Annotated in this window: 16 protein-coding genes and 1 pseudogene; 12 read left to right on the top strand and 5 right to left on the bottom strand. The window is 55.8% G+C overall.

Annotation, left to right across the window (positions count from 1 at the left end; genetic code table 11):
* Positions 1-95 precede the first annotated feature (95 nt).
* Positions 96-593, bottom strand: coding sequence for a hypothetical protein (locus KQH60_RS08320; protein ID WP_237575990.1), 498 nt, complete (start codon positions 591-593; stop codon positions 96-98).
* Between the two features lie 56 nt (positions 594-649).
* Between KQH60_RS08320 and KQH60_RS08315 the strand changes: the two genes are divergently transcribed.
* From KQH60_RS08315 to KQH60_RS08275, 9 genes are all read left to right on the top strand, one after another.
* The gene (locus KQH60_RS08315; protein ID WP_237575989.1) at positions 650-1,165 is read left to right on the top strand and encodes a hypothetical protein; all 516 of its coding nucleotides are present in this window, start codon (positions 650-652) and stop codon (positions 1,163-1,165) included.
* Positions 1,162-1,305, top strand: a complete 144-nt coding sequence (locus KQH60_RS08310; protein WP_237575988.1) for a hypothetical protein — start codon at positions 1,162-1,164, stop codon at positions 1,303-1,305. The genes KQH60_RS08315 and KQH60_RS08310 overlap by 4 nt, the downstream gene beginning before the upstream one ends.
* A 93-nt stretch (positions 1,306-1,398) precedes the next feature.
* The gene (locus tag KQH60_RS08305; protein ID WP_237575987.1) at positions 1,399-2,220 is read left to right on the top strand and encodes a hypothetical protein; all 822 of its coding nucleotides are present in this window, start codon (positions 1,399-1,401) and stop codon (positions 2,218-2,220) included.
* Positions 2,207-2,869, top strand: coding sequence for a hypothetical protein (locus KQH60_RS08300; RefSeq protein ID WP_237575986.1), 663 nt, complete (start codon positions 2,207-2,209; stop codon positions 2,867-2,869). Before KQH60_RS08305 ends, KQH60_RS08300 begins: the two co-directional genes overlap by 14 nt.
* Entirely contained in the window at positions 2,866-3,273 is a 408-nt protein-coding gene (locus KQH60_RS08295) for a recombination protein NinB (RefSeq protein ID WP_237575985.1), read from the top strand. The genes KQH60_RS08300 and KQH60_RS08295 overlap by 4 nt, the downstream gene beginning before the upstream one ends.
* The gene (locus KQH60_RS08290; protein ID WP_237575984.1) at positions 3,270-3,548 is read left to right on the top strand and encodes a Ref family recombination enhancement nuclease; all 279 of its coding nucleotides are present in this window, start codon (positions 3,270-3,272) and stop codon (positions 3,546-3,548) included. The genes KQH60_RS08295 and KQH60_RS08290 overlap by 4 nt, the downstream gene beginning before the upstream one ends.
* Before the next feature lie 8 nt (positions 3,549-3,556).
* Positions 3,557-3,913, top strand: coding sequence for a hypothetical protein (locus KQH60_RS08285; protein WP_237575983.1), 357 nt, complete (start codon positions 3,557-3,559; stop codon positions 3,911-3,913).
* A 129-nt stretch (positions 3,914-4,042) separates the two neighbouring features.
* Positions 4,043-4,330 (top strand): hypothetical protein, encoded by a 288-nt coding sequence (locus tag KQH60_RS08280; protein ID WP_237575982.1) that lies wholly within the window; start codon positions 4,043-4,045, stop codon positions 4,328-4,330.
* 162 nt (positions 4,331-4,492) lie between these two features.
* The gene (locus KQH60_RS08275; RefSeq protein ID WP_237575981.1) at positions 4,493-4,867 is read left to right on the top strand and encodes a hypothetical protein; all 375 of its coding nucleotides are present in this window, start codon (positions 4,493-4,495) and stop codon (positions 4,865-4,867) included.
* A gap of 21 nt (positions 4,868-4,888) precedes the next feature.
* Here the strand turns inward: KQH60_RS08275 and KQH60_RS08270 are convergent, their stop codons facing one another.
* From KQH60_RS08270 to KQH60_RS08255, 4 genes and pseudogenes are all read right to left on the bottom strand, one after another.
* Positions 4,889-5,158: a type II toxin-antitoxin system RelE/ParE family toxin gene (locus KQH60_RS08270; RefSeq protein ID WP_237575980.1), complete on the bottom strand. Its 270-nt coding sequence runs from the start codon at positions 5,156-5,158 to the stop codon at positions 4,889-4,891.
* The gene (locus tag KQH60_RS08265) at positions 5,142-5,369 is read right to left on the bottom strand and encodes a DUF6290 family protein (RefSeq protein WP_237575979.1); all 228 of its coding nucleotides are present in this window, start codon (positions 5,367-5,369) and stop codon (positions 5,142-5,144) included. The genes KQH60_RS08270 and KQH60_RS08265 overlap by 17 nt, the downstream gene beginning before the upstream one ends.
* Positions 5,370-6,435: 1,066 nt before the next feature.
* Positions 6,436-6,579: pseudogene (locus tag KQH60_RS08260) on the bottom strand (type II toxin-antitoxin system mRNA interferase toxin, RelE/StbE family); the annotation flags it as partial.
* On the bottom strand, positions 6,566-6,832 hold the full coding sequence (locus tag KQH60_RS08255; RefSeq protein WP_237575978.1) for a type II toxin-antitoxin system RelB/DinJ family antitoxin: 267 nt from the start codon (positions 6,830-6,832) through the stop codon (positions 6,566-6,568). The gene KQH60_RS08255 and the pseudogene KQH60_RS08260, both read right to left, overlap by 14 nt.
* Before the next feature lie 104 nt (positions 6,833-6,936).
* On the opposite strand from KQH60_RS08255, the gene KQH60_RS08250 reads away from it, so the two are divergent.
* The 3 genes from KQH60_RS08250 to KQH60_RS08240 are packed head-to-tail and all read left to right on the top strand — an operon-like array spanning position 6,937 to position 10,651.
* A complete protein-coding gene (locus KQH60_RS08250; RefSeq protein ID WP_237575977.1) occupies positions 6,937-7,260 on the top strand; it encodes a DUF5681 domain-containing protein in 324 nt (107 codons plus the stop codon).
* Positions 7,257-8,507, top strand: a complete 1,251-nt coding sequence (locus KQH60_RS08245; protein ID WP_237575976.1) for a PBSX family phage terminase large subunit — start codon at positions 7,257-7,259, stop codon at positions 8,505-8,507. Before KQH60_RS08250 ends, KQH60_RS08245 begins: the two co-directional genes overlap by 4 nt.
* Before the next feature lie 20 nt (positions 8,508-8,527).
* The gene (locus tag KQH60_RS08240) at positions 8,528-10,651 is read left to right on the top strand and encodes a hypothetical protein (RefSeq protein ID WP_237575975.1); all 2,124 of its coding nucleotides are present in this window, start codon (positions 8,528-8,530) and stop codon (positions 10,649-10,651) included.
* Positions 10,652-10,874 lie beyond the last annotated feature (223 nt).

Below are 10,874 nucleotides of genomic sequence, written 5' to 3'. Positions count from 1 at the left end.
CGTTGGCGGTGGCAAACGCCGATAAAGATTTTGTCAATGAGAATCATCGAGAAAAAAACATCCACTGGCTGCCGTGGCGGAGAGTGCACAAGATCTCATTGGTTCCCCCTTTTCCAAAGGCGTGCAATGGTTTGTCCAGACCCAGCCTCAAGTTCTTTTGAACACATAAAACATCGGAGAAGCAATTGGCCGAACTCGATCTGACCTTGAAGGACGGATTTGACGTTTCTTTCGTCGAAGCAACGTTGACAGATGAAGTGCGGCGGCTCCAACTCGCGCTCTGTCAGTTCGGCCGCCGGCTTCAGCGCGTAAGCGAAGACATTCCCGCCGGACGAGATTTTTCGAAGCTCGTAACGAGCACGTTCGGTTTGTTGGGTTTCCAACTTGCGTACACGGTTGGTCAGATCTGCAATCCGAGCATCTTTCTCGATGATGGCCGCGAGTACCTCGGAGAGGCTGAGTTGTGTTTGAAGGAGCTGTTCCGTGAGTTGAGCCTTGACGGTCGCGACTACTTGTGTATCGCGAAAGTCGGTCCAAGACCTTACCAAAGTCACAATGCTGTTGAAGCTGACGATTAAGGAATTCACGTCCATGCGAGCCTCGTTGTGTATGGGTTGAAGGGGTTAGAGACTTCGATTTTCGCACAGCGATGGCTCGCATTCTTTCCAATGGGGTAAATCGGAACCGGTCATGGCATATACCAATAATTTTTGCTGAAACAACGACACAACACCACACAAACGATTTGACGCGGGATGCTTCGATGCAGCGAGAACTGAACTTAAAGCCGGAAATGCAGCGCGTGGACATACGCTGTATCGATGCGCAGCCGTCAATGACAGCGGCCATCCGCTTGTGTCAGCAACTCTCCGGCTTGGACGACAAAAAGATCGTCGGAAAGCAGGGCATTGTTGCCGACGTGGCGCAGTGGTCGCGCATCACCAGAAGCGGCCAACATTATTTCCCCCAGGACAAGCTAAACGCCTTCATGGATCTGTGCCACAACGAGGCACCGCTGATCTGGTTGGCACGGTCGCGGGGCTACGAACTCACGCCGCTTGAAACGGAGATGGAACGTCGGTTGCGCCTGGAGCGCGAAAAAACCGACGAACTTGAGCGTGAAAACATGCTGCTCAAAAAGCTGCTGACGGGGAGGATGGAGTGAAAAAGGCCCATTGCACATTGATTGAAATGCAGGCCTTTGCCGATTGCGTGGTCAACCTCTCAGGCTGGTGCCGGTTGCAAGCGCAGCCCAAGCGAGAGCGCGACGTCACCCTGTTTGAACAGGCAGAACTGACGGCATAAGCGTCGCACATCATAGACGTTTGAATGGAGCTAAGCATGGCCCGCGCACGAAACATCAAGCCTGGCATTATGGAAAACGAGGATTTAGCCGAGTTGGATCCGTTTGCCCGACTTCTTTTCATTTATCTGTGGATGCTGGCGGACCGCGAAGGCCGTCTTGAAGATCGCCCGAAGAAGATCAAAGTGAAAGCGCTACCGTATGACGATGTGGACGCGGATGCACTGCTTAATAGCTTGCAGTCCAAGGGTTTCATTGTGCGGTACACCGTCTCGGGCGTTGGCTACATTCAAATTGTGACATTTTTGAAGCATCAGAAGCCACACTCGAACGAAACGCCGAGCGAGATACCACGTTGGAGCCAAGAACTTGCGACCAAGGTAGAAAGTCCTTGTGATCTTGAGGAGAAGGGCTGCGAACCCAAGCAACAAGCACTTGGCCCTTGTATCTCTGATTCTCTGATTGACGGATTGACTGATTGTCTGATCCCTAGCAAAACCCTTTTGCCCCCGACTGCGTCGGAGGCGTCCTCAAAAAAGCTTAAAGCGGAAAAGCCGCCTGTGCCGATAACTGAGATTTGGCGCGCGTACGCGACTGCCTACCAGCGCAGGTACGGTGCGTTGCCAGTGCGCAACGCGAAGGTCAACGGCCAGCTATCGCAGCTGTTGCAACGCCTTGGCAAGGATGAAGCGCCGAGCGTCGCGGCGTGGTACGTGGACAGCAACAAGCGTTACTACGTGCAAAAGATGCATCCGGTGGACTGCCTGCTGGCCGACGCGGAAGCGTTGAGAACGGAGTGGGTGACAAACCGCAGAGTGACCGAGACGCAGGCGCGCGAGGCGGATCGATTGCAGGCGACGGGCGATATGTGGACGCGAATCCTACGGGATGCGGGGGCGATCAATGGCGGCGGCTGACTTGATCCAGGCGGTGGCGGCCACGGCCGAATTGTGCGGCACCAATCTGAGCGAAGCGGCAGCCAAGATGCTGGTCGCCGATCTGGCGGCGTTTGACGAGCAAGCAGTGATTGTTGCGCTGTCGAAATGCAGACGCGAGATCAAAGGCCGGCTAACGCTCGCGGAGATCCTGTCACGGATCGACGATGGCCGTCCGGGGCCGCAGGAAGCGTGGGCAATGTTGCCGCGTGACGCCAACGCGACGGTGGTGATGACCGACGAGATGGCGCAAGCTTGGGGCCTTGTGCGCAGCCTTCTGAGCGAAGGGGAACGGGTGGCGGCTCGTATGGCGTTCCTGGAGGCTTACACGAGGCTGGTGACGGAGGCGCGCAACGCAGCCAAGCCCGTCAGGTGGTTTGCATCGCTGGGGTTCGACAAGGAAGAACAACAGGCGGTTATCACACGTGCGGTCGAGATAGGCCGTTTAACGCCCGAGCACGCTAAGGCGCTGCTTCCCGCCCCCGGAGACGGACCGATGAGCCAGTTCCTGCTGACCGGGAACGCAGCCCCGTTGCTTGAGGCGCAATCGCCAGCGAACCGGGCTGCTGCGCTCAGTAACGTTGGCGAGATAAAAAAGATCATCGCCCGCGTTTGTGGAGCGAAAGCATGAACGATGACAGGCAACTTTACCGGCTCGTACACCTCACCGCGCGCCAGCTCGCCTCGCGTGCCTGCATCAACGCGCCGCACGGCTATGTGTGCGAGATTCGGCCGCGCACTCGCAGCCTTGAGGCGAACGCAAAGATGTGGGCCTTGTTGGCGGACGTCGCTCGCCAGGTGCACTGGCATGGGGAACGACTGACGGCCGAGGAATGGAAAGACGTGTTTACCGCTGGCCTAAAGAAGCAAAAGGTGGTTCCCGGCATCGACGGTGGCTTTGTCGTGATCGGCGCGCGCACCCGTGCCATGACGGTACGGGAGATGTCGGATGTGATCGAGTTGATCTATGCATTTGGCGTCGAGCACGGCGTGAAGTGGTCGGCGCCGGCGTGGGACATGGGAGCCTCAGCATGACAAGGTCCGAGGCGGACTACTTGGATAAAGTGGCGCGGCTGGGTTGCGCGGCGTGCGCCCTGCTCGGGTACGAGGTGTCGGATGTACAGCCGGAGATTCACCACCCGCGTGAGGGTCAAGGCACGGCACAGCGGGCACCTCATTGGTTAGCGGTACCACTGTGTCCGCAACACCATCGCGGCACGAATGGAATCCATGGTAATCGGCAAGTGTTGCGGCAGTTGAAGTGCGACGAGTGGGATTTGCTGGCCTGGGTCATCTCCAGGCTAAATTAGGAATAGGAATGAAGCCCATTACCGAAGAAGATTCGCCTCTGCGCCGGCTTTGCGAGCTCATGGAAAAGCGCCCGGCAATGACCATGAAAGAGATGGCAATCAGCCTGGAGGTTAGCCAAGGGCTCGTGAATCGTTGCGTACACCAGTTGATCGCGGACCGGTACCTTAGACACGCGAAGGGGATCAAAAGAGAAAATCTTGTATCTTCCCGCTCCCCGCAATATTTCGAACGCACAAAAAAGCTTGTGCCTCCCCTAGAATCGCCGAACGTTCGGATCGTGAAGTGGCGGTCGGGTGGCGCGCAGAAAATAGCGCTCCCGGCGGACCCGCTGCTAGCGGTGTTTAGGCAATGGAAAGCAGGGTAAGGGGATTATGGGCAGGCAGCAGCCATCGCCAAGCGCGAACTGATCGCGGCAACTAAATTGGACAAATGGCAGTGAGTATGGCTAACGGAGAAATGCGTGAAAAGGTCGCCTACGGCGCTCACCGCTGAGATGCTGAAAGCAGACGGCTGGCTTGTCTGGACGGTGGAGCGCTGGATTCCCGGCGCAAACAAACGGGTAGACCTATTCGGTTTCATTGATCAGATTGCCATTCGAGACGGCGATGTGATTGGATTGCAGCCTACCGGATGGACTAATGTCCCTTCGCGGGTCAAAAAGATCGCGGAAGCTGAGCATATCGGGGCAGTCCGAAAATTGGGGTGGAGGTTGTGGGTGATCGGATGGCGCTGGGATGCAAAGTCGAAGAAATGGAAGCACCGAATCGTGGACGTCAGCTAACAGAGATGCGGATAATCTGACGCCGCAGCCTTAGCCTAGATTAACGCCAAAAGGGCGCCGGTGGGTTCGAGTCTTTGGACGAGGATATCCATTTAAGCGCGCACGGTCTTACTGCTCAAAAGGCCAGTATCGCAGGCGATAAGGTAATGCAAGTGGAAAAACATGAACGGAGATAACCAGGCGCTGCATGAGTTTTGTTTGCGCTGGGTTGAGTGGAGCAAGACGCGGCGACTTTATGCACCATTGCGGCCAAAAAATATTTTGCTACGACTTAGAGAACCGGCAGGGTTGGGCGGTGAGAGTGACGCGGAACTGGATGCTGCGCTGAATTTATTCAACATGGCGTTGATGGCATACCCGGAAGGGCGATCCAAACAAGCGTTCATGGCGTTCTACCTGGGTCAGGTCCGCCCAATTAAACGAGCAGCCTATGAACTGGGTTATTCGCGCATGGGTTTTTTCAAAGCCGTGTGCCGGGTGCGGGAGAACGTGTATGCGGCCTCACGTCGCTTGTTACGAGATCGGGAGCAGGTCTAATTCTTTGATTCGATTTGCTGCTCATCGGTACACCTCGCGGCGGTTTCCGATTCGCACAACGAGAATGCGCAAAGCGCCGTCCTCAATATTGGCAATAATTCTGCAATCCCCGACACGGTACTTCCAGAAAGCCCCCAAGCGCGAACCTTTGAGGGCTTCGCCAATGCTACGAGGGTCGTCCAGTACGGATACACGCTCATGTAGGAAGGCCAGGATACGGCGGGCATATTGCGGGTCAAGTTCCTTAAGGTTCTTGCGTGCCAGGCTCGATAGTTCAACCTTCCATGCCATAGTGTTTCATCACTTCTTCGAGCGGTGCGGTGTTAGATTTTCCCGCGCGGATCGCTTCAAGCTCATGCTCGGCCAAGTACAAATCCTCAAGGTCGTCGAGGTGTTTGCAAATCGCCTCGGTAATGTAAAAACTTTTGGTGCGCCCGGTCAGTTCGGCCAGGTTCTTCAACCGGGCTTCCACATCGCTAGGCAGTCGAATTGAAAGGGCCATAGCGCTATGCTCCTTGGATAGTGTGATACAAGTATCGTGCAAGGCTGGGCGAAGCGCAAGCCCCTTTATCCAGAAAACGGTGCATTTGCAGATGCCGCATGACGATCGTGGTGAGCTATGCCTTTGCTTTGCTTGCCGCTTCAAGCGCATGCGGATAAATGGTTCCGATAAAGAACGGAATGTAACCGAATAAAATAAATGTAAACTTTTTAGTTTACTTAATAAAAGTTTACATTTTCCCCAGTTTTTTGTATCATTTATGAAAGGCTGGATTTTGACGTCCAGACGAAGCAAAGCGTTGAAAGGTGCGATTTTCAAGCCCTGAGCCGGGTCAATCGGCCAGGGCTTTTTCCATTGACCGACTCATCGGCCATCCAGACCGTCAGGTCGCCGGCCAGGACAAGCCGGCGAGTGTCCGCAATAACCCCGGCAGTGCATCAAGCTTTGATTCTTACGGCAAGGATGTACCGCTGACCCGGCGTGAAGGGTATGAACGTGTAGTAACAACCGAAAAGTCGCCGTAAAAGCGAAAGCCCCGGACCGTTAGCAGCGGCCGGGGCTTTCTTGTTTCCACCCCTTGCGGTCACCAAGAGGAAGAACGTTGTTCAAGTATACGTCGAAATATCAGATAAAGATGAGCGGGAAGATGAATTCGACCGATGCTGGAATTGTGGGACGCCGACTGGCTAATGCAGCGTTAATTTTGGCAGCCGGGTTCGGTAGCGCGGCGCTAATTTGGGCGATCCGCTGGTGGTGAAAGAGACGCGGATCATGCCGATTCCGTTTTGAGGGAGTTAAAAATGATCTCCAACGAGCTGAAGCCAACCCGCTATTGGTCTCTATGGTTCCTCGCGTTTCTTATCGCGGCATCAGCTTTTGTGCACGCAATCCGCTGGTGGTAATCGCGGATGATGTTGAAGGGAATGCCAGCTCAAAGATTTTGGGCGCTATGGATTGTGGCGCTGTGCTTTGGGGCGGGGTATCTCGCCAAATCCGTCAGCCTTTTCTTTGGAGATTAAGCGTGAAGTCGGTCGAAACGACGATTCCGGAAAAACGGAAGCGATCCCTTATAGCGTGCGGCTAACGGCTGGTCAGTCGCTAGAGCGAGTAGTACCGGCTTGAGCGCATCATCCAGTATGGCGCGGTGTTGCCCCTTGGCTTGCTGCTTGTAATCACGTTTGAACGCAGACGATCGGTCAATCGTGCGCATGCAGGTCCGCCATCAGACTATCAACACTAGTGAACTTCTTGCCCTTGCCCGCTTCCAGTTCAGCAATCGCTTTGCGTGTGGTGGCGTTGGGTACCTTCACCTCAAACGGCAAGCGGTGTTCATCAGCGATGCGCAGCATCAGCAGACGAATGGCGTCGGAAATCGATAGTCCCATCGCTTCAAGCGCGCTGGCGGCGCGTTCCTTGGTGTGGGTGTCGATGCGAGCACGGACGTAGGTATCAGCGGTACTCATGGTCACGCTCCTTAAACTTTGTATGATTTTAATTGTAGTCGCAAATAGACCACAAAACGAGCCTCGGATGACGCGCGCAGCCGAAAGCTTTACGTTTAGCAACTATGGCCCTTAACAGCGCAAGAACAGCAAAAAAACAGCGTGGCAAGCCGTTTGTCAAAGGGCAAACAGGCAATCCGAAAGGTCGCCCTAAACGCACAAAGGAGGAGTTGGACCTGATCGCCGCGTGCAAAGCCAAAACGCCCGACGCGCTTGAGGTGATCGAATCGATCATGGTGGGTGGCGAAAACGAGCGCATCCGGTTGTCGGCTGCGCTGGCGATCATCGAGCGCGGTTATGGCAAGCCGGTACAGGGTGTGGAATTAGGGGGCACGGGCGGCGGGCCGGTCGATTGGAATTTCCAAGTCACCTTCGTCAGGCCGCAATGAATGTTGAATTACCGGAGAAGCTGGCTTTTCTGTTCGAGCCGCTGCGCTACAAGGTAGCCTACGGCGGACGAGGCAGTGCAAAAAGCTGGTCATTTGCTCGTGCGTTGCTCATTGACGCAGCGCGCCAGCCGCTGCGCATTGGCTGCTTCCGAGAAGTGCAAAAGTCGATCAAAGAGTCGGTGCATAAGCTGCTGGCCGACCAAATCCCACTATTGGGGTTAAGCGGCTATTTCGACGTGTTGGCGACGACCATTCGTGGCCGCAACGGCAGTGAGTTCATTTTCTCTGGCTTGGCCGATCATACGGTCGAGTCGATCAAGTCCTACGAGGGGCTAGATCGCGCGTGGATCGAGGAAGCGCAAACGGTCAGCGAGCGCTCTTGGTCGATTTTGGTGCCGACGATCCGCAAGGCGGGCAGCGAGATCTGGGTAACGTATAACCCGGAGTTGGAAACCGACCCAACGCATCAGCGGTTCGTCACGACTCCTCCGCCAAATTGCCGTTCTGTATTGGTCAACTATACGGATAACCCCTGGTTTCATGAGACCGAATTGGAGGCGGAGCGACAGCATTGCCTACGCACGGACCCGGAAGGCTACAAGAACATCTGGCAGGGGCAATGCAAACCGGCGGCAAGCGGCGCAATCTACTACAACGAAATCGCATCGGCCGAAGCCCAGGGCCATATCTGCGATGTGCCCTACGACCCGATGCTCAAAGTGCAAGTCGTTTTTGACTTGGGCTGGAACGATGCGATGGCGATCTCGCTCGTGCAGTGCCATCTGTCGCAGTTGCGCGTCATCGACTATATCGAAGACAGCCACAAGACGCTTGATTACTACTCGGCTGAATTGCGCAAGCGCCATTTCAATTGGGGCAAAGTCTATTTGCCGCACGATGGGCGTAGCAAGGATTTCAAAAGCGGCAAATCGGCAGAAGACGTGATGCGTGCACTCGGTTGGGACGTTGAGGTAACGCCGAACATGAGTGTTGAAGAAGGCATTCGACTCACCCGCATGACATTTCCACGCCTGTACTTCGATCGAGCAAAGACGCAGCGATTAGTCCAGTGCTTAAAGCGCTATCGCCGAAACATCAACCCGCACACCGGTGAACCTGGCGCGCCGCTGCATGACGCGTTCAGCCACGGGGCCGATAACGTGCGCTATATCGCGGTGAATGCTGAGCGCTTTACCAATGAAGACTGGGGTGGGGCACTGAACTACCCGCCTATTTACTATTCGTAATGACAAAGCGAAGCGAGCGTATGACCGAAGACGATTTGCGTCAGATTGTCGATCGCCATATCCAAGACAGTCAAGATTGGGTGGACGGCACCATCGGCGCTGAACGCAAGAAGGCGATGCAATACTATCTCGCGCAACCGGTGGGCGATCTGGCGCCTGCGGCACTACCGGAGCGGTCCCGGTTTGTGTCGACCGATGTGGCCGATACGGTGGAGTGGATTCTACCGTCGCTCATGGAAATCTTTACCGCCGGTGACGATGTGGTGGAGTTTGTGGCGCGCCGTGCCGACGACGAGCCGGCCGCGCAGCAGATGACCGAAGTCGCCAACTACGTCTTTTATCAGCAAAACCCGGGCTGGCAAGTACTGCTGACGTGGTTCAAGGATGCGTTGCTGCAAAAAAGCGGCATTGTCAAAGTCTGGTGGGATGCCACACCGGAACAAAAGCGCGAGGAATACCGAGATCTGACCGATACGCAACTGACGATGTTGCTCAGTGACAGCACCGTTGAGCCGATCGAGCATACTACCTATGTGGATCCTGAAGCCAGGCGAGCCGCGCAGCAACCCTTGACGCAAGACGCGGCAATGCCCGTTTCCGAACCTGTGACTGTTTCCCCGCAAGCGCTGCCGCAACTGCATCACGTCGTCGTGGTACGCACCACGCAGCGAGGCCAAGTGCGCATTGAAGCGGTGCCGCCCGAAGAGTTTCTGATTGCACGCAACGCTAAACAGATCACGGACGGGTTTTGCGCGCACCGTGTGCAACGCACGCTCAGCGAGCTGCGCCAGCAAGGTTATGCGCATATTGAAGATATCGTTTCGGACAACACGGTGCGGCCTTCTCAGGATGGGCAGCCCGACGCTCTGTCGCCTGACGACGACGCAAATGGTGATGAAGCCATGCGCATGGTATGGCTGACCGAATGTTATCTGCGAGTCGATTACGATGGTGATGGCATTGCTGAATGGCGCAAGGTCGTGCGCGCGGGCAATGCGTTGCTGGAAAACGCCGAATGTGATGGGCCGCCTTTTGTGGCGCTGTGCCCCATACCGTTGCCACACCGCTTTTTTGGCACGTGTCCGGCCGAACAGGCGATGACGGCGCAAAACTTAAAGACGCACATCGTACGCGGGCTGATCGACAATATGCGCATCCAGCTCAATAGTCGCACATGGGTGGAAAAAGGCAAAGTGGATCTGGATGATTTGCTCAATTGCCAGCTCAACGGCGTCGTGCGTGTGGAACACGCCAACGCGATAGGCAAATTGCAAGAAGGCATGAGTGATGCATCAAGCGCCTATCAGCTGCTGCACTATGCGGACGAGACTAAGCAGGACCGCACGGGCGTGACCAAATACACGCAAGGCAGCGATGCGGATACGCTGAACAAGACCGCACGTGGCATTGAGCACATCACGGCCCGCTCGGACCAGCGGATCAAACTGATCGCCCGGACTTTTGCTGAAACCGGGATGAAAGCGTTGTTTTTACTGATTCAAAAGCTGCTGAGCCAATACCAGGATCGGGCGATGGTACTTCGGCTGCGGGGCAGTTGGGTCGATGTGGATCCGCGTGCGTGGAAAAATCAGTACGACATGGTAGTGAATGTGGGACTGGGCACCGGCGACAAAACGCAGGCGGTCGAAAAGCTCACTCAGCTAGGACTGGCCCAGCAGCAGGGATTGGCGATCGGCATCGCCACGCCGAAGAATCTGTATGAAACGGGCGTCAAGCTCACACATGCGTTGGGCTACAAGAATGCGGAGTCGTTTTGGACGGACCCGAGCCAACAGCCGCCCGCGCCAGCCGAGCCCCCGCCCGATCCCCTGTTACTGGACGTGCAACTGAAAGCACAAACTGCCCAGCAAAAGCTGGCATTTGAGCGCGAGAAATTCTATGCGGATCTGGCGGTCAAGCGCGAAGCTATCTATATGCGCGCCGGCATCGATCCCTATCAGGAAGCGGCGAACTACGCTACGACGTTGGCCAGTGGAGACATGATCAATGGAACTTACCGAACAGATCGAGCGGGGCCGTCAGGCTCAGGAAATATTGAACCACCCGCTGATGCAGGAAGCGTTCCAGGCGCTGCGGAATCGATACCGTCAGCAGTGGGAACACAGCCCGGTGCGGGAGCGTGAAGATAGAGAAAAACTGTGGTTAATGATGCAGTTGCTCAACGCTGTGGAGGGCCACTTTCGGCAAACCATGGAAACGGGGCAACTTGCGCGGCATACGCTTGAGCAGCAGACGCTGATGGCAAAAGCCCGCCGTGGGCTGAGCGCTGTGTTGGGCGCAAACACGTCGAGCTAGTCTATCCTTCCCGACGCACGATGAGGTTGAGCACTAACCCACGGGATACCG

The organism is Mycetohabitans sp. B8 (assembly GCF_021991875.1).
Lineage (GTDB): Bacteria > Pseudomonadota > Gammaproteobacteria > Burkholderiales > Burkholderiaceae > Mycetohabitans.
Note: the sequence above shows the minus strand (reverse complement) of the source record. Positions and strands in the feature narration are given on the sequence as shown.

Excerpts from the sequence above, each read along its gene's own strand:
- KQH60_RS08240 (WP_237575975.1), top strand. The coding sequence starts at position 8,528 with ATGACCGAAGACGATTTGCGTCAGATTGTCGATCGCCATATCCAAGAC.
- KQH60_RS08295 (WP_237575985.1), top strand. The coding sequence starts at position 2,866 with ATGAACGATGACAGGCAACTTTACCGGCTCGTACACCTCACCGCGCGC.
- KQH60_RS08245 (WP_237575976.1), top strand. The coding sequence starts at position 7,257 with ATGAATGTTGAATTACCGGAGAAGCTGGCTTTTCTGTTCGAGCCGCTG.
- KQH60_RS08275 (WP_237575981.1), top strand. The coding sequence starts at position 4,493 with ATGAACGGAGATAACCAGGCGCTGCATGAGTTTTGTTTGCGCTGGGTT.
- KQH60_RS08285 (WP_237575983.1), top strand. The coding sequence starts at position 3,557 with ATGAAGCCCATTACCGAAGAAGATTCGCCTCTGCGCCGGCTTTGCGAG.
- KQH60_RS08320 (WP_237575990.1), bottom strand. The coding sequence starts at position 593 with ATGGACGTGAATTCCTTAATCGTCAGCTTCAACAGCATTGTGACTTTG.
- KQH60_RS08290 (WP_237575984.1), top strand. The coding sequence starts at position 3,270 with ATGACAAGGTCCGAGGCGGACTACTTGGATAAAGTGGCGCGGCTGGGT.
- KQH60_RS08280 (WP_237575982.1), top strand. The coding sequence starts at position 4,043 with ATGCTGAAAGCAGACGGCTGGCTTGTCTGGACGGTGGAGCGCTGGATT.
- KQH60_RS08300 (WP_237575986.1), top strand. The coding sequence starts at position 2,207 with ATGGCGGCGGCTGACTTGATCCAGGCGGTGGCGGCCACGGCCGAATTG.
- KQH60_RS08265 (WP_237575979.1), bottom strand. The coding sequence starts at position 5,369 with ATGGCCCTTTCAATTCGACTGCCTAGCGATGTGGAAGCCCGGTTGAAG.
- KQH60_RS08270 (WP_237575980.1), bottom strand. The coding sequence starts at position 5,158 with ATGGCATGGAAGGTTGAACTATCGAGCCTGGCACGCAAGAACCTTAAG.
- KQH60_RS08315 (WP_237575989.1), top strand. The coding sequence starts at position 650 with ATGGCTCGCATTCTTTCCAATGGGGTAAATCGGAACCGGTCATGGCAT.
- KQH60_RS08250 (WP_237575977.1), top strand. The coding sequence starts at position 6,937 with ATGGCCCTTAACAGCGCAAGAACAGCAAAAAAACAGCGTGGCAAGCCG.
- KQH60_RS08255 (WP_237575978.1), bottom strand. The coding sequence starts at position 6,832 with ATGAGTACCGCTGATACCTACGTCCGTGCTCGCATCGACACCCACACC.